15 protein-coding genes are annotated in these 16,073 nt (G+C 73.7%); 3 read left to right on the forward strand and 12 right to left on the reverse strand.

Annotated features, from left to right (window positions below):
• Nucleotides 1-109: 109 nt before the first annotated feature.
• The 8 genes from ACIQPR_RS36500 to rimP all read right to left on the reverse strand — a co-directional run bounded on the left by ACIQPR_RS36500 (nt 110) and on the right by rimP (nt 10,962).
• Nucleotides 110-3,613: a trypsin-like peptidase domain-containing protein gene (locus ACIQPR_RS36500; protein ID WP_403657437.1), complete on the reverse strand. Its 3,504-nt coding sequence runs from the start codon at nt 3,611-3,613 to the stop codon at nt 110-112.
• A gap of 270 nt (nt 3,614-3,883) precedes the next feature.
• Nucleotides 3,884-4,789 carry a tRNA pseudouridine(55) synthase TruB gene (truB, locus tag ACIQPR_RS36505; RefSeq protein ID WP_403657440.1) on the reverse strand — a complete coding sequence of 302 codons (906 nt, stop codon included), beginning with the start codon at nt 4,787-4,789 and terminating at the stop codon, nt 3,884-3,886.
• The gene (gene rbfA, locus ACIQPR_RS36510) at nt 4,786-5,235 is read right to left on the reverse strand and encodes a 30S ribosome-binding factor RbfA (protein WP_403657443.1); all 450 of its coding nucleotides are present in this window, start codon (nt 5,233-5,235) and stop codon (nt 4,786-4,788) included. Before rbfA ends, truB begins: the two co-directional genes overlap by 4 nt.
• A gap of 70 nt (nt 5,236-5,305) precedes the next feature.
• Entirely contained in the window at nt 5,306-5,599 is a 294-nt protein-coding gene (locus ACIQPR_RS36515) for a DUF503 domain-containing protein (RefSeq protein WP_403657446.1), read from the reverse strand.
• Between the two features lie 148 nt (nt 5,600-5,747).
• Nucleotides 5,748-8,921, reverse strand: coding sequence for a translation initiation factor IF-2 (gene infB, locus ACIQPR_RS36520; RefSeq protein WP_403657448.1), 3,174 nt, complete (start codon nt 8,919-8,921; stop codon nt 5,748-5,750).
• Between the two features lie 146 nt (nt 8,922-9,067).
• On the reverse strand, nt 9,068-9,346 hold the full coding sequence (locus ACIQPR_RS36525; RefSeq protein ID WP_403657451.1) for a YlxR family protein: 279 nt from the start codon (nt 9,344-9,346) through the stop codon (nt 9,068-9,070).
• 90 nt (nt 9,347-9,436) lie between these two features.
• On the reverse strand, nt 9,437-10,435 hold the full coding sequence (gene nusA, locus ACIQPR_RS36530) for a transcription termination factor NusA (protein WP_019074814.1): 999 nt from the start codon (nt 10,433-10,435) through the stop codon (nt 9,437-9,439).
• A gap of 2 nt (nt 10,436-10,437) precedes the next feature.
• Entirely contained in the window at nt 10,438-10,962 is a 525-nt protein-coding gene (gene rimP, locus ACIQPR_RS36535) for a ribosome maturation factor RimP (RefSeq protein WP_403657454.1), read from the reverse strand.
• Nucleotides 10,963-11,167: 205 nt separating this feature from the next.
• Between rimP and ACIQPR_RS36540 the strand changes: the two genes are divergently transcribed.
• From ACIQPR_RS36540 to ACIQPR_RS36550, 3 genes are read left to right on the forward strand one after another with little or no spacing between them, the layout of a single operon-like run.
• A complete protein-coding gene (locus tag ACIQPR_RS36540; protein WP_403657457.1) occupies nt 11,168-11,698 on the forward strand; it encodes a hypothetical protein in 531 nt (176 codons plus the stop codon).
• Entirely contained in the window at nt 11,695-12,159 is a 465-nt protein-coding gene (locus ACIQPR_RS36545) for a ferritin-like domain-containing protein (RefSeq protein ID WP_403657460.1), read from the forward strand. The genes ACIQPR_RS36540 and ACIQPR_RS36545 overlap by 4 nt, the downstream gene beginning before the upstream one ends.
• A gap of 51 nt (nt 12,160-12,210) precedes the next feature.
• Nucleotides 12,211-13,101, forward strand: a complete 891-nt coding sequence (locus tag ACIQPR_RS36550) for an aminoglycoside phosphotransferase family protein (RefSeq protein WP_403657463.1) — start codon at nt 12,211-12,213, stop codon at nt 13,099-13,101.
• Here the strand turns inward: ACIQPR_RS36550 and ACIQPR_RS36555 are convergent.
• Genes ACIQPR_RS36555 through ACIQPR_RS36570 form a run of 4 tightly spaced genes read right to left on the reverse strand, consistent with a single transcriptional unit; the run spans nt 13,098 to nt 16,073 of the window.
• Entirely contained in the window at nt 13,098-13,319 is a 222-nt protein-coding gene (locus ACIQPR_RS36555; RefSeq protein WP_403657466.1) for a ferredoxin, read from the reverse strand. The genes ACIQPR_RS36550 and ACIQPR_RS36555 overlap by 4 nt on opposite strands.
• A 2-nt stretch (nt 13,320-13,321) precedes the next feature.
• Complete coding sequence (locus ACIQPR_RS36560; RefSeq protein ID WP_403657469.1) at nt 13,322-14,545, reverse strand: NADH-ubiquinone oxidoreductase-F iron-sulfur binding region domain-containing protein; 1,224 nt, start codon at nt 14,543-14,545, stop codon at nt 13,322-13,324.
• The gene (locus ACIQPR_RS36565) at nt 14,542-15,123 is read right to left on the reverse strand and encodes a ferric reductase-like transmembrane domain-containing protein (protein WP_403657472.1); all 582 of its coding nucleotides are present in this window, start codon (nt 15,121-15,123) and stop codon (nt 14,542-14,544) included. Before ACIQPR_RS36565 ends, ACIQPR_RS36560 begins: the two co-directional genes overlap by 4 nt.
• The gene (locus ACIQPR_RS36570) at nt 15,120-16,073 is read right to left on the reverse strand and encodes an FAD:protein FMN transferase (protein WP_403657475.1); all 954 of its coding nucleotides are present in this window, start codon (nt 16,071-16,073) and stop codon (nt 15,120-15,122) included. Before ACIQPR_RS36570 ends, ACIQPR_RS36565 begins: the two co-directional genes overlap by 4 nt.

Here is a 16,073-nt window from a genome sequence, read left to right on the forward strand (position 1 = left end):
CGCGCGGGCGCGCAATTCGTGCGGCCTCGCAAGGTCTAAGGGTGCCATGCCGGGGGCTTTCGGCCCGCATCGGCATGGTGGCTGTGACCGGGCGCACGTACGCGTCCCTTTACACGGGAACACCGACCCCGGCGAGGTTCTCGATCATGCGCCGGGTGCTCGGTCCGACCACCGCAGCCCAGTCCTCCGGGGTGTCCGCGAGCCAGCGGGCCATCAGGGCGGCGAAGCCCGGCACCTGGCGGCCGAGGTCGACCAGTCCGCGGTCGAAACGGGTCGCGCCGGCGGGGGTGCGCACCAGCAGCCGCCCGGTCCGGTGGACGAGGTCGCGGAGTTCGCCGTCGTCGCGCCGGCCCGCCGCGCGCAGCAGCGCGTCCAGGACGACGGGGTCGTGCTCGTGCGCGAGCAGGAACTCCAGGAGTTCGCGGCGCAGCGGCCGGGAGGCGGGGGTGCCGGGCGCGGCGAGCGCGGCGGCGAGGGCCGTGCGCACCGGTTGTGGGCCGCCGTCCAGGAGGCCGGTGACCAGGGGGAGGAGGTCGGCCCGTGCGGTGGGGCCGCGGTCGAGGCGCCGGTCGACGTAGACCCCGAGGTGGGCGGCCGTCTCCGGCCACCGTACGACGGTCTCGCGGACCAGGGCGGCGGCCCGGCGGGCGAGTGCGGGGTCGGTGACGTCGGCGAGGGTGCGGACCGCCTCCCCCGCGTCGGGTCCGTGCAGCCTGGCCCGGAAGGCTTCGAGGACGGGGTCCGAGTGGGTGGTGAGCGCGGCGGCCAGCGCGCTCGGCGGGAACTGCGGGTCGCCGGACGCGAAGTGCCGCAGCGCCTGCGGGAGATGGCGGGCGCGGGTGTGCGGATCGCGCACGAGAAGGGCGAGCGCGCCGCCGTGCAGGGAGCGGTCGGCAGGGCGGGCCAGCAGGAACTGGGCCGCGTAGCGCAGGAGTTCACGGTCCGCCTCGGTCCGTACGTGCGGTGCGGCCCGCAGTCCGTAGGCCACCGCCGCCACCCGCCGCCCCGGCCGCTCGTCGTGCGCCCACCGGTCCACGGCCCGGCACACGGCGGACGGCTCCTCCTCGGCGAGCACGGCGAGGAGTTCGTCGGCCCGCCCGTGCGCCCGGCCGACCAGCACTTCCGTCAGATCGTCCAGCGCCCGCCGCCGATGCGTGTGCAGCAGCGCCTGCGCGGCCGTCGCCACGGTCGCGTGCGGGGTCGCGGGCAACGGCCGCTCGTCGTCGAACCACCCCGTCAGCAGCGGCTGTACGGCGGCGGGGTCGGCGGCGAGCAACTCGGCGGCGGTGTCCAGGAACCGGGGCCCACCGCCCTCCTGCGGCGCGCCGTCGGCCAGCACCAGCCGCCGCAACAGCTCGAACCGCTCGGCCTGCGGCAGCGCGAGCGAGGTCCAGAAGTCCGGCGCGAACTCCGCCGGGAAGTCGCCTTGTTGCTTCCGTCGTCCGGCCAACTGGTCGGCGAGCAGGCGCAGTACGCCGCTGTACGGTGTCGCGTCGGGGACCCGTACCAGCACCTCGGCGAGCAGCCGGGCGGCCCACCAGGAGTGCGGGTCGGCGTCCAGGGCCTGCGCCAACTCCTTGAGTCGCAGGGCGAGTTGCGCGGTGCCGTGTTCGCGGGCGAGCAGCAGCAGGGCCTGCACGACGGGGCCGATGCGGTGGTGCGGTACGGGCAGGGGATGTGCCGCCCGTGGGGTGCGGCGCCGGTGCACCAGGGCGCGCAGCGCCTCGTCGAGGTCGAGGTGCGTGCCCTGGATCCAGTCGGCCAACTCCTCGTGGGCGAAGCGGTATCCGCTGCCGGCCGGCACGAGCAGGCCCTCGGTGAGGACGGCGGACGCCCAGCCGGTACCGCCGCCGAGCCGGGCCGGCGCGGGACCCCACGGGAACACCGCCTCGAACGCCTCCCGGCCCAACTCCCCCTGCCCCGGCCCGAGACTGCGCCGCGCCGCCTCGTGCACCTGCCCGGACACCTTGGCGGCGAGCCGTCGTACGGCGGTTCCGCGCAGCCCGTTCTCGGCGGCGAGCCGGACGGCGATGCGCAGGCACATGAGGTCGAGGTGGGCCGAGAACACGTCGTCCCGGTGGAGCGGGGCGGCGGCGGGGGCGGCGGGCAGCGCGGCCAGGACCTCGGAGAGCAGCCGGAGGGTGAGGGGGTGCCCGGCGTCGGAGTCGGCGAGGGCGCCCTCCGGGACACCGTAGGCCGCACGGGCCCGGTGGGCCTCGTCGGGCCGCAGGTCACCGAGTCGCACACCGCTCTGCGAGGTGTCCCCTCCGTACAGCAACTCCGGTGCGAATCCCGCCACTTCCCAGTACTCCGCGCGACAGCCCACGACCAGGCGTGCCCCGTGCTCCCGCAGCCACTCCCCCGTCCCCCGGGTCCACGCCGCCAGCCGGTGGGCCAGCACGGGAGGCATCTCCTCGGGTCCGTCGAGCAGGAGCAGCAAGGGCCGGTGCGCCTCGCGCGCGACCCGGGCCAGCCGTTCGGGGCCGAGGTCGCCGAGGCTGCCGGGCGGGGCGACGGACGCGGCCAGGATGCGGGACGCCCGCTCCACCGTCCGCCGTACCGCGTCCGCGATCGAGGTGTCGCCGTCGCACAGATCGGCGCCGCGCAGCCACAGCGTGGGGGCCGGTTCCGCACCGCCGCCGCGCCGGGCCGCGAACGCCGCGAGTTCCGTCGTACGACCGCTGCCCGGGGGTCCGACCAGGCCGAGTACGGCGGCCCGGCTCTCGGTGAAGCGGGTGAACTCCCTTGTCACCGCGGGGCGTTCGACCGGCGCCGGCAGGCATGAGCCGTCGCGCTCGCGGCCGACGGAGCCCGCGAGGGTGCCGGGCGGTCCGTCCGAGCCCACCGAGGTGGCCGTCAGTTCCAGCACGCCGGCGAGGTTGAGGTCGGCGCCGTACGCGGGCACGGTCGCCGCGTTGCGGGCGAGGAGGTCGGCCAGTGGGCCGTCGGGCGCGCGCAGGGGGACCGCGAAGCCGGTGTCCCGTTGCCCGGACCGCAGTGCCGTTCCCAGGAGGCCGATCACCGTGCCGGTCGCCGTGTCGAGGACCGGGCCGCCGGCCGCGCCACCGCCCAGGCGCAGCGCGTCCCGGCCGGCCGTGCCGATCGCCAACTCCAGCGCGTCGTCGAGGAGATGGAAGCGGTCGGTGGCCGTGTAGGTGACGGAGGCCGCGCCCAGGACACGGGCCTCGCGCCAGCGGCCGGCGGCGATCCGGACGTAGGTGCCGGTTCCGATCCGGTCCCGGACGGTGACGGGGAGCGGGGTCACGCCGAGTCCCTGGGTGCGGACGAGGGCCAGGTCGAGGGCGGGCAGCGGGGTCACCGCGTCGGCGGTCACCAGGCAGCTTCGGTCGCCGGCGGCGTGCAGGGCGAGCCGGGGCAGTCCGTCGACGGCTTCGTGGCTGGTGATGACCGTGCCGTGGTGGTCGGCGACGAATCCGGTGCCGCGGGGGCGGCCGGCCAGATCGCGGATGCGCACCAGGGCCTCGTCGCCCGGCATCGGCACATCGCCCAGCGCATCGCCCGGCGCGTCGTCACGCACCCGCGCGTCGGCCGGGGTGGCGCGCTCCCCCTGCGTGTGACGGCCGCCGCCCGCCCGCGGGCCCCGTCCCACCATGGCCGAACCTCCCCGCCGTACCGCTGCCCTGTGTTCGACGGTAGGCGGATCGTGATCAACGGGACAGACCGTGTGGTGAACGCGCCCCCTTCCGCTCCCTCGGTTCACTCCGAGCGCCTGCCCGGTCGGGTGAATAGAAGCGGAGGGTTGGATACACCCTAGGGGTGGGGGAACCGAGGGGGGACCGTGGAGCGGCGGGAACGTGGACCCCGTGACCGCCGCTCCACGGGCAGGAGCCGAACCCCCCGGAGCGGTCTCCGGGGGTGTCGCTCAGGCGAAGACGGCAAGGCTCTTGGCCTTGCCCTTCTGTTCCTCCACGAGCGCCAGGAAGCGGCCTTGGGGGTCGAAGACACCGACCGCGCCGACGCCCGCGTACTCCTCGGGGATGTCCAGACGGACGCCGTTGAGCAGCAGCTTCGCCCGCCGCTCGTCCACCGGCCAGCGCGGGAACGCCGCTTCGGCGGCCTCGGCGATCGGCATCACCCTCAGCTCCTCCTGGAGCTGGTCCAGGGTCCTGGCCGAGTCCAGCTTGTAGGGCCCGACGCGGGTGCGGCGCAGGGCGGTCAGATGGCCGCCCACGCCGAGGTCGGCGCCCAGGTCGCGGGCGAGCGCCCGGATGTAGGTGCCGGAGGAGCAGACCACGGATACCACCAGGTCCAGGACGGGGGTGCCGTCCTCGGCGACGGCGTCCCGGACGTCGTACACCGCGAAGGAGGAGATGGTGACGGGGCGGGCGGGGATCTCGAAGTCCTCGCCGTCACGGGCCCGTTTGTAGGAGCGCACGCCGTCGATCTTGATGGCGCTGACCTTGGACGGGACCTGCATGATCTCGCCGCTGAGCTTGGCGATCCCGGCGTCGACGGTCTCCCGGGTGACCTTCGAGGCGTCGAGCGACCTCGTGATCTCGCCCTCGGCGTCGTCGGTCAGGGTGCTCTGGCCCAGGCGGATCGTGCCCAGGTACTCCTTCTCCGTCAGCGCGAGATGGCCGAGGAGCTTGGTCGCCTTCTCCACCCCGAGGACGAGCACGCCCGTCGCCATGGGGTCGAGGGTGCCCGCGTGGCCGACGCGGCGGGTGCGGGCGATGCCGCGCATCTTGGCGACCACGTCGTGCGAGGTGAAGCCCGACGGCTTGTCCACGATGACAAGGCCGTCGGGCGTCTGGGGCTTCTGCGTCATTCGGCGGCGTCGTCCTCGTCGTCCTCGCCCGGCTTCTTGTACGGGTCGGCGTCACCGGCGTAGGCGGCGCCCGCCGAGGTCTCGCGCACCTTCTGGTCGGACTGCCGGGCCTTGTCGAGGAGGTCCTCGATGGTCCTGGCGGTGTCCGGCAGGGCGTCCGCGACGAAGGTGAGGGTCGGCGTGAACTTCACGCCGGCCGCGGCACCGACGGCCGAGCGGAGCACGCCCTTGGCGCTCTCCAGACCGGCGGCGGCAGCCGCGCGCTCCTCGTCGTCCCCGTACACGGTGTAGAAGACGGTCGCCTCCCTCAGGTCCCCGGTGACCCGGGTGTCCGTGATGGTGACGTGCGAGCCGAGCCGCGGGTCCTTGATCCCGCGCTGTAGCTTCTGGGCCACCACCTCTCGGATGAGGTCCGCCAGCCTCTTGGCACGCGCGTTGTCGGCCACTGGTCCGTCTCCTTAGTAACTACGTCGTGCTGTAACTACGTCGTGCTGTAACCACGTCGTGCTGCTTGCTTCAGTCTTCGTCGCTGTGGAGCCTGCGTCGAACGGAGAGCAGTTCCACCTCGGGCCGCGCGGCGACGAGTCGCTCGCAGCGGTCCAGTACGTCGGTGAGGTGTCCCGTGTCCCCGGAGACCACCGCGAGCCCGATCTCGGCCCTGCGGTGCAGGTCCTGATGGCCCGTCTCGGCCGCGCTCACCGCGTACTTGCGCTGGAGCTCGGCCACGATCGGACGGACGAGAGAGCGTTTCTCCTTCAGCGAGTGGACGTCGCCGAGGAGCAGATCGAAGGACAGAGTCCCCACGTACATGTGTGTCCGGATGTCCCGCCGGTTCGGGGTATGGGCGCCGGTCTCGGACGCCGATACAGGAACCGTACACGCAACGGCCGGGGCCGATCGACGGAAATTCCGTGGAGGAACTTCCCCGCCGACCGGCCCCGATCGCGTGCTGTGACGATCAGCCGCGAGGCTTCTCGCGCATCTCGTACGTCGCGATGACGTCGTCGACCTTGATGTCGTTGAAGTTGCCGAGGTTGATACCGCCCTCGAACCCTTCGCGGATCTCGGTGACGTCGTCCTTGAAGCGACGCAGACCGGAGATGGTGAGGCTCTCCGCGATGACCTTGCCGTCGCGGATGAGGCGCGCCTTGGTGTTGCGCTTGACCTCTCCGGAGCGGACCAGGACACCGGCGATGTTGCCCAGCTTGGACGACTTGAAGACCTCGCGGATCTCCGCCGTGCCGAGCTCGACCTCCTCGTACTCCGGCTTGAGCATGCCCTTCAGGGCCGCCTCGATCTCCTCGATGGCCTGGTAGATCACCGAGTAGTACCGGACGTCGACGCCCTCGCGCTCGGCCATCTGCGCCGCGCGGCCCGCCGCGCGGACGTTGAAGCCGATGACGATCGCGTCGGAGCCGGTCGCCAGGTCGATGTCCGACTCGGTGACCGCACCCACACCGCGGTGCAGGACGCGGATGTCGACCTCGTCGCCGACGTCGAGCTGGAGCAGCGAGGACTCAAGGGCCTCGACCGAACCGGACGCGTCGCCCTTGATGATGAGGTTGAGTTCCTGCACCAGACCGGCCTTGAGGGCCTCGTCCAGGTTCTCCAGGGAGAACCTGACTCCGCGCCGGGCGAAGTTGGCGTTGCGCTCGCGCGCCGCGCGCTTCTCGGCGATCTGGCGTGCCGTGCGGTCCTCGTCGACGACGAGGAAGTTGTCGCCGGCGCCCGGGACGTTGGTGAGACCGAGGACGAGGACCGGGGTCGAGGGACCCGCCTCCTCCACGTTGTCGCCCTTGTCGTCGAGCATCGCGCGGACACGGCCGTAGGCGTCGCCGACCACCATGGTGTCGCCGACCCGCAGGGTGCCGCGCTGGACCAGGACGGTCGCGACGGCGCCGCGACCGCGGTCGAGGTGGGACTCGATCGCGATGCCCTGCGCGTCCTGCTCCGGGTTGGCCCGCAGGTCGAGCGAGGCGTCCGCGGTGAGGACCACGGCCTCCAGCAGCTGGTCGATGTTGAGACCCTGCTTGGCGGAGATGTCGACGAACATGGTGTCGCCGCCGTACTCCTCGGCCACCAGACCGAACTCGGTGAGCTGGCCGCGCACCTTGGTCGGGTCGGCGCCCTCGACGTCGATCTTGTTGACCGCGACCACGATCGGCACGTCGGCCGCCTTGGCGTGGTTCAACGCCTCGATCGTCTGGGGCATCACACCGTCGTTGGCCGCCACCACGAGGATCGCGATGTCGGTCGACTTGGCACCGCGGGCACGCATGGCGGTGAACGCCTCGTGACCCGGGGTGTCGATGAAGGTGATCTTGCGCTCTTCGTCGTTGACCTCGGTGGTGACCTGGTACGCGCCGATGTGCTGCGTGATACCGCCGGCCTCGCCCGCGACGACGTTCGTCTTGCGGATGGTGTCCAGCAGTCGGGTCTTACCGTGGTCGACGTGACCCATGACGGTCACGACCGGCGGACGCGCGACGAGGAACTCCTCGCCGCCCTCGTCCTCGCCGAACTCGATGTCGAAGGACTCCAGGAGCTCGCGGTCCTCCTCCTCCGGGCTGACGATCTCCAGGACGAAGTTCATCTCGTCCGCGAGGAGCTTCAGCGTCTCGTCGGAGACGGACTGCGTGGCCGTGACCATCTCGCCGAGGTTCATCATCACGCCGACGAGCGACGCCGGGTTGGCGTTGATCTTCTCGGCGAAGTCGGTGAGCGAGGCACCGCGCGACAGACGGACGGACTGTCCGTTGCCACGAGGCAGCATCACACCGCCGACCGACGGGGCCTGCATGGCCTCGTACTCCTGGCGCCTCTGCCGCTTCGACTTGCGACCGCGACGCGCGGGACCACCGGGACGGCCGAAGGCGCCCTGTGTGCCACCACGGCCACCCGGACCACCGGGACGGCCGCCGAAGCCGGGACGGCCACCGCCGCCACCGGCGGGAGCACCCGGACGGCCGGCGAAACCGCCGCCACCGCCACCGGGACCCGCGGGACGACCGGCGAAACCGCCACCGCCGCCACCCGGACGACCGGCGAAGCCGCCGCCGCCACCGGGACGACCGCCGCCACCGGGACCGCCGGGACGACCGCCGCCGCCACCGGGACCACGGCCACCGGGGCCGCCACCGGGACGGGGGCTGCCGGCAGCGGGACGCTGCGGCATCATGCCCGGGTTCGGACGGTTGCCACCGGGGCCGCCGCCCGGACGCGGAGCGCCGCCCTGCGGGCGGGGCATGCCGCCCGGGGTCGGACGCGCGCCACCGGGAGCACCGGGACGGGGACCGCCCGCGGCGCCCTGGGGACGGGGACCGCCCTGACCGGCACCCTGCGGACGCGGGGCGCCGCCGGGCGCGGCACCGGGGCCACCCTGGCCGCCGGGGCGCGGGGCACCGCCGGGACGGGGCGCCGAGGGGCGCGCCATGCCGGTGGAGCCGCCGGAGGTGAACGGGTTGTTGCCCGGACGGGGACCGGCCGGACGAGCACCGGGACGGGCGCCCTGGGCACCCGGACGGGGTGCGCCGGGACGGTCGCCGCCGCGCTCGGGGCGGTCGCCGCGGCCCTGGCCGCCCTGGCCGGGACCGGCCGGACGGGCACCGCCGGGACGGGGCGCCTGGCCCGCGGGACGCGGGGCGCCCGGACGGGGTGCGGAGCCGCCGTTGGAGGCGGGCGCGGCCGGAGCCGCGGGAGCCGCCGGGGGCGCGGTGAACTCGGGCGCGGTGGGCGCCGGCGAGACCGGGGCGGGGCGCGGCGCGGGGCGCGGGCCCGGACGGGGGCCGCCGGTGGAGGCCGGGGCGGCGGGCGCGGCCGGAGCGGCGGCAGCCGCGGCGGGGCGCTCGGCGACCGGCTTCGGGGCCGGCGGACGCGGCGCGGCGGGGCCCGGACGGGCACCCTGCGCCGGAGAGGGGGCTCCCGGACGGGCCGGGGCAGCCTTGCGCGCGGGGGCGGGCCTGCCGCCTCCGCTGCCCTGCTGGAGGGCGTCTGTCAGCTTGCGTACAACGGGCGCCTCGATCGTCGAGGACGCCGAACGGACAAATTCACCGAGTTCTTGGAGCTTGGCCATGACGACCTTGCTCTCCACCCCGAACTCCTTGGCGAGTTCGTATACCCGGACCTTAGCCACTTCGCTCCTTTTAGGTCCGGGTGCGTCCGGACCGTCGCTACTTCATGGGCGTACTCATCGCGTGCTCATCGAGTGCTCATCGCAATCTCGACCTACTTCCAACTCGCGGAATACCGGGCCGCACGGAGGTTCCGTACGACTCGCTCTTACGGTGTCGCCTGCTCGACGTAGAGGCGCAACGCCTTGGTGTCGAGCGCTCCCTGGGCACGCAGCGCCCGTGGGAACGCCCGGCGGCGTACCGCCAGGTCGAGACAGACCTGGGCGGGGTGCAGATATGCGCCCCGGCCGGGCAGCGTACCGCGATGATCGGGGACGCATTCGCCCTCGACCGCCACGATCCGCAGCAGTTCCTTCTTGGCCGCTCGCTCCCGGCACCCCACACAGGTGCGTTCAGGGCATGCGCGGGCTCGCGTCCGGCCAGACACGTCTAAGTCTACCTCCCCGCACCGACCTCACCCCTTCGGGGCAAGAATCGAACGGCTGTTGTCGTGATCTAAGCCACCGGCGGCCGAGAACTATTCCCCTGGCTGGTCGGACGGCTGTTCGGTGTCCGGACGGATGTCGATCCGCCAGCCCGTGAGGCGGGCCGCGAGGCGGGCATTCTGCCCTTCCTTGCCGATCGCCAGCGACAGCTGGTAGTCCGGCACCGTCACGCGCGCGGAGCGGGTCGCGAGGTCGACCACCTCGACCTTGGAGACCCGCGCCGGGGACAGCGCGTTGGCCACCATCTCGGCCGGGTCGTCCGACCAGTCGACGATGTCGATCTTCTCGCCGTGCAGCTCGCCCATCACCGCGCGCACCCGGCCGCCCATGGGACCGATGCAGGCGCCCTTGGCGTTCAGGCCGCTGCGGGTGGAGCGGACGGCGATCTTCGTGCGGTGGCCGGCCTCGCGCGCGATGGCGGCGATCTCCACCGACCCGTCGGCGACCTCCGGCACCTCCATGGCGAACAGTGCCTTCACCAGGTTGGGGTGCGTACGGGAGAGGGTCACGGACGGACCGCGCATGCCCTTCGCCACCCGGACGACGTACGACCGCAGCCGCAGGCCGTGCGGGTACTCCTCGCCGGGCACCTGCTCCTGCACCGGCAGGATGGCCTCCAGCTTGCCGATGTCGACGAGCACGTTCTTCGGGTCGCGGCCCTGCTGGACCACACCGGCGACGATGTCGCCCTCCCGGCCGGCGAACTCGCCGAACGTCACCTCGTCCTCGGCGTCCCGCAGCCGTTGCAGGATGACCTGCTTGGCGGTGGTGGCGGCGATCCGGCCGAAGTCGGACGGAGTGTCGTCGAACTCGCGCGGCTCCTCCCCCTCCTCCAGGTCCTCGGGGTCCTCTTTCGCCCAGACCGTCACATGGCCGTTCTCACGGTCGAGCACCACGCGCGCGTGGCGGCGGCTTCCCTCGGTGCGGTGGTAGGCGATGAGGAGGGCCGACTCGATCGCTCCGACCAGCAGGTCGAAGGAGATCTCCTTCTCCCGTACCAGGCCCCGCAGGGCACTCATGTCGATGTCCACGGCTACGCCTCCTCTGCGTTCTCTTCGTTGTCGTCGCTGTCGTCGTTCTTGTTCTTACGGTTGAACTCGACCTGCACGCGGGCCTTGAGCACATCCGCGAAGGCGAGCCGCCGGCCGGTGGGCTTGCGGCCCTTCACGCCCGGCACCTCCACATCGACGCCGTCGTCGTCCACGTCGAGGATCCGCGCGACCAGTTCATCGCTCCCGGCCAGCTGGAAACGCACCAGCCGGTCGGTGGCACGCACGTAGTGGCGGTGCTCGGTGAGCTCGCGCTCGGCACCGGGGGTACCGACCTCAAGGGTGTACTCGCCCGCGCCCATCTCGTCGGTCTCGTCGAGCTTCGCGGAGAGCGCGCGGCTCACATCCGCGATCTGGTCCAGATCGGCACCCGTGTCGGAATCGACGACCACGCGCAGCACCCGCTTGCGTCCGACCGAGTCCACTTCGACCTCTTCGAGATCGAGTCCCTGGGAGCTGACGAGCGGTTCCAGCAGTACTCGCAGCCTCTCGCTCTGGGTGGTGCTCATCCGGGTGACTCCTCGGCCGCGTGTGCTGTTGTGGGTAGGGCGCGTGTCTGCTCAAAGGGTATCCGGTCCCGGAGCGTGTTGCCGCCCACCTGCTGGCCGATCGGTGCCGGTGACCGCCACCGGGCGGGCACGCGGGTACCGTGATCACGGGCGCGCAGCCCTTCCCGTGTTTTCGTTCGTACGAGCCCCCCGAGGACGATTCGCCGTGCCGTTCCCCCCACCTCCGCGCACCCTCACGGGACCGCGCAGACGGAGCCTGCTCGCCTCGGCCGCCGGAGCCGCCCTCCTGGTGGGCTGCTCCGGCACCGCCGACGACTCGGAGACCACGGGCGGCAGCGAGTCGGCCACCGCACGGGCACGCGCGCGTGCGGCCTCCGACAGCGCGAGCCTGCTCCGGCAGTACGACGCGGTCGTCGCCGCCCACCCGACCCTGGCGGACCGTCTGGCCCCCCTCCGCGCGGAGGTCGTCCGGCACCGCACGGCCTTCGGGGGCAGCGATGCCACGCCGTCCCCCACGGCCACGGTCCCGCCGTCGGCCTCGACTTCCGCCTCCGCTTCCGCCGTACCCGCGACCGCGGGTGACGCCCTCGCCGGGCTCGCGGCGGCCGAGCGGAGCCTCGCCGACCGGCGGGCCAAGGCACTGCTGGACGTACCGGGCGAGCTGGCCCGGCTGCTGGCCTCGGTGGCCGCGGCCGGCGCCGGGCACGCGTATCTGCTGACGGAGGATGCCAAGTGAGCGAGGAGAAGGCGGCGGAACTCACCGCGCTGCAAGCGGCACTGGCCGCCGAGCACGCGGCGGTCTACGGCTACGGCGTGGTCGGCGGCCGTATCCGCGAGGGCCGGCGCACCGAGGCCAAGGCGGCCTACGACGGTCACCGGGCCCGGCGGGACGCGCTCGTGCGGGAGGTGCGGGACCTGGGCGGCAGGCCGGTCGCCGCGTCGGCCGCGTACGCGCTGCCGTTCGCGGTGCCGGACTCGGCGGCGGCCGTGGAACTCGCCGCCGAGCTGGAGGAGCGGGTGGCCGGGGTCTACTCCGACCTGGTGCGGGCGTCCACGGGCGGGGTGCGCGCCACGGCGGCCGAGGCGCTGCGGGAAGCGGCGGTCCGGGCGGTGCGCTGGCGGGGCGGGAGCGTACCCTTCCCTGGTCTCGCCGAGCGGGCCGCGACCCCCACGGCCTCGGCGACACCCACGGCGTGATCCGCACCGGGGTGCGGGAGGGCAGGACCGTAGGAAGGGAACAACTCGCGCATGGCTTTCGAACCGCCGCAGCGTCTGGTGAGGGCGCTCGGTGAGACGGCACCCAGCGGTGACGACTGGTTGGAGAAGCTGCCCGAGGTGGCCCGACAGGCCGTTGATCTACGCGAGTTGACGGCGGAGCGGGTGCAGGTGCCCGGTGGGCGCAGCAGCCTGGTGGTACTGGTGCGGCGGGCCGACCGGACGCCCGCGGTGCTGAAGCTGGCCCCGCGCCGGGCCCGGCCGGAGAGCGAGCGGGCCGCGCTCGCGCACTGGGGCGGCCTCGGTGCCGTGCAGCTCGTCGAGCCGTTCACCGCCGAGGGTGTGCTCGTGCTGGAGCGCTTGCATCCCGATGTGTCGGTGCGATCGCTGCCCGAGGCGAAGGCGCTGCTGGAGGCGGCGGGGACGCTGCGGCGGCTGTGGGTGGAGCCGCCGGCGGGGCACGCGTTCGAGACGGTGGCGGAACGGACCGGGCGGCAGGCCGCGGCGATGCGGGACGGCGGGCCGGAGGTGGCTTCGCTGGTCTCGGCCGCGCTCGACGCCCGGGACGGGTTGCTGGCCGCGCCGCCCGAGGCGCGATTGCTGCACGGGACGTTCCGGCAGAGCAAGGTGCTGGCCGCGGACCGGGTGCCGTGGCTGGCCGTGGGGCCGGACCCGGTGGTGGGTGAGTGCGCGTTCGATCTCGCCCGGCTGGTGCGGGACCGGGTGGAGGACCTGATCGCGACGCCTTCGGGGGCCTCCACAACTCGGCGGCGGGTCAAGCGACTTGCCGAGTCCTTGGACGTGGACCAGGAGCGGTTGCGGGGCTGGACGCTGTTCCGGGCCGTCGAGTCGGGCGTGCGGGCACTGCGCGTGGGGCGGCCTCGGGATGCCGAGTTGCTGCTGGAGTTCGCCGGGTGGCTCTAGACGGCCCCGCGCCCCTGTCCGGCCGACGTCAGTTTCAAGGCCAGGACCGGGCAGTCCAGGGCCGCTTTGCGGGCTCGTTTGCGCGTTCGGGGCGGGATCGGGCCGCCGTTCACCAGCGGGTAGCCCCACTCGTCCAGCGTGATGTGGTCCGGCAGCAGCTCCGCGCACAGGCCGTGGCCCTGGCAGGCCGTCCAGTCGATGTCGATGTGCTGGTCCATGGTCAGTGCGCCTCGTTCGGGATCGGGAGCAGGGGGGTGGGGTCGGTCGCCGTGCACAGACCCCTTGCGTGGGCGTCCAGTTCGGGGGCGAAGGTCGTCAACGCGCTGCGGACCAGGCGGACCGTGCCGTCGGGGTGGTGGCAGGCGCCCCGGCCCTCGACCAGGCCGGCCCAACGCGCCACGTCCTGGCGGGTGTTGCCGTGCGGGCCCGGGCCGGCCAGGGTGCGGAACGCCGAGGCGATGCGCGGGAGGCCGTTGAGGCAGGGACCGCACTGGCCGGCCGACTGGAGGGCCAAGTAGCGCAGGACGCGGGCGGTTTCGGTCACTCCGCAGCGGGTGGCGGGGAGTGTGGCGAGGACGCCTGCGCCCAGGTCGGCGGCGTCCAGGGTGCGTCGGGCCGCCTCGGCGGCCGGGATCCAGGTGCCGTGGTAGCCGCCCACGAGCACCGCCGACATGCCGTGGAGCGGGAGCAGCCGGTCCAGCGGGAGGCCGAACGGGGCTTCCACGACCCGGACTTCGCGGCCCGGCAGATGCAGGGTGCAGAGCGTGCTGCCGGGCTGCGTGGGAGTGCCCGCGCTGCGGAACCAGTCGGCGCCGTAGCGGGCCACCAGGGCGAGGTGGGCCAGGGTCTCCACGTTCTGGACGAGGGTCGGCGCCTTGCGCACCCCGCGTTCGCGGACCGGCGGGCGCTGGTGGCGGGGCAGCGGGGCGTTGCCGGAGACGTACTGGGCGAGCGCCGAGGCCTGGCCGGAGAGGAAGCGTTTGGGGAGGCGGACCACCCTCACCTCAAGCGGGTCCCGGCGTTGCGCCAGGGCCGATTCCAAGTAGGAGGCGCCGTCCTCCACCGCGAGGTGGGCCTCCCCCGCGCCCACCGCGCGGGCCGCCAACTGGAGCCCGTCCAGGACCAGATGGGGCGACAGGCGGAGCAGCGTCTTGTCCTTGCGGCTGGCCGGTTCGCCTTCGGCGCCGTTCGCCACGACCACGGGGGCGCGGCCCGTGCGGCGGCCCGCGTCGGCGACCGCGACCAGCTTGCGGTACGTGGGGAACGCGGCGCCTCCGCGTCCGGTGAGGCCGGATTCGGCGACCGTTCTCAGGACCGCGTCCGGATCGCCGTACGACAGTGGGCCGTAGCGCTGTTCGTGGGTGGCGAGGTCGGCCGCCGTGCCGCCGGGGGCGAGGAGGCGGGGGGACATGTAGACGTCGGTGAAGGTCGTGGTCGTGGTCATGAGCGGGCTCCTTCGGGGGTGCGGAGCAGGGCTGCGGGGGTGCGGCGGGCGGCGCGGGCGGAGTGGGCCAGGCGGATGCCGAAGGCGACGGTCACCGCGGCCACGCAGGACACGGTCAGCCAGGTCATCCAGTCGGTGCCGGTGTCCGTGCCGATGCCGATGCCGTGGATCAGGGCGACGGGCCAGGAGGCGTACGCCAGCCAGTGGACAGCCCGCCAGGTGCGGTGGCCGAGGCGTTCCCTGAGGAGGCTGGTGACCAGGACCGCGAGCAGCAGGTCGAGGGCGACCGTGCCCAGGCCCAGCCAGAACGGCTGGTAGTCGGAGACGAAGGGGACGACCGCGTCGAGGACGGTGATGTTCACGTAGCCGTCGATCACCGCCACCGCGATGTGCAGGGCCAGGAACGCGGTCGCGGAGAGGGAGAGCGTGCGGTGGAGGTTCACCGTGCCGAAGCGGGGCAGGCCGGGGAGCCGGGCGCGCAGGCGGACCGCGATGCCGAGCAGGACCACGACCGTGAACAGGACCAGGCAGACGGCGCCGGTGGCGCGGTTGGCGTACCAGAGGGTCTCGGAGCTCATGCGGCGGCCACCAGGGAGGTGGGCCAGCCGGGGGTCGTGACGACGGTGCCGTCCCGCGCGACCAGGCGGGCCGGGAGGCCGAGGCGGGTCAGCCAGCGTTCGGCGCCCGCGCCCTTGACCAGGCAGGCCGTGCTCGCCGCGTTGGCGTCGGCGCAGGTGGCGGCGGCGACCGAGACCGTGCGCCAGGGGCTGCGGGCGGGGAGGCCGGTGCGCGGGTCGACGATGTGGTGCAGTTCCTGGCCGCCGCGGCGCCAGTTGCGGGCGGAGGTGCCCGAGGTGGCGAGGCCGCCGGAGCGCAGGCCGATCGTGGCGTACGTGCCGTGCGCGGGCGTCTCGTCGACGGCACCGGTGACGTCCTGGACGCGGATGTTCCAGCCGCCGGCCGGGGGCTCCCCCGCGACGGCGGTGTCGCCGCCCAGGCTCACCAGGACTCCGCAGCCCGCCACTTCGGCGAGCATCGCGGCGGCCCGGTCGGCGGCCCAGGCCTTCGCGGTGGCGCCGAGGTCGAGACGGACGCCCGCCGGGACGGTGACCGTCGTGCCGTCGAGGTGGATCATGCGCCAGCCCGGGGCGCGCTTAACGGTGAGCCGGACCGGGCGGTCGTCCTCGCGGACGAGGGTGAAGTCGCGGTCGTAGCCGATGGCGTTCATCGCCGAGCCGACCGTCGGGTCGACGGCGCCGTCCGTCGCCTCGGCGGCGCGCAGGGCGACCGCGAGGGCTTCAGCGAGCAGGGGGCTGACGGTCACCGGGCGGCCCGCAGAGGCGTCCAGCGCGGCCAGTTCGGAGTCGGCGCGGAAGCGGCTGCACGCCGCGTCGACCTCGGCGAGGTGCCGGGCCAGGAGCAGGTTGCAGGAGTCCAGCAGGGCCGGGTCGGTGACGACCAGCCGGACGGCGGTCCCGAGGGCACGCCAGTCGGCGGCGGCGGTCGTGCGCAGGGTCGTCGTCGTCAT

The sequence above is a fragment of the Streptomyces sp. NPDC091280 genome (assembly GCF_044768565.1).
GTDB lineage: Bacteria > Actinomycetota > Actinomycetes > Streptomycetales > Streptomycetaceae > Streptomyces.

What these genes read in the sequence shown, in the direction of transcription:
- ACIQPR_RS36570 (WP_403657475.1), bottom strand. Translation starts at nt 16,073, where the DNA reads ATGACGACGACGACCCTGCGCACGACCGCCGCCGCCGACTGGCGTGCC.
- ACIQPR_RS36500 (WP_403657437.1), bottom strand. Translation starts at nt 3,613, where the DNA reads ATGGTGGGACGGGGCCCGCGGGCGGGCGGCGGCCGTCACACGCAGGGG.
- ACIQPR_RS36555 (WP_403657466.1), bottom strand. Translation starts at nt 13,319, where the DNA reads ATGGACCAGCACATCGACATCGACTGGACGGCCTGCCAGGGCCACGGC.
- ACIQPR_RS36515 (WP_403657446.1), bottom strand. Translation starts at nt 5,599, where the DNA reads ATGTACGTGGGGACTCTGTCCTTCGATCTGCTCCTCGGCGACGTCCAC.
- ACIQPR_RS36550 (WP_403657463.1), top strand. Translation starts at nt 12,211, where the DNA reads ATGGCTTTCGAACCGCCGCAGCGTCTGGTGAGGGCGCTCGGTGAGACG.
- rimP (WP_403657454.1), bottom strand. Translation starts at nt 10,962, where the DNA reads ATGAGCACCACCCAGAGCGAGAGGCTGCGAGTACTGCTGGAACCGCTC.
- ACIQPR_RS36565 (WP_403657472.1), bottom strand. Translation starts at nt 15,123, where the DNA reads ATGAGCTCCGAGACCCTCTGGTACGCCAACCGCGCCACCGGCGCCGTC.
- ACIQPR_RS36560 (WP_403657469.1), bottom strand. Translation starts at nt 14,545, where the DNA reads ATGACCACGACCACGACCTTCACCGACGTCTACATGTCCCCCCGCCTC.
- truB (WP_403657440.1), bottom strand. Translation starts at nt 4,789, where the DNA reads ATGACGCAGAAGCCCCAGACGCCCGACGGCCTTGTCATCGTGGACAAG.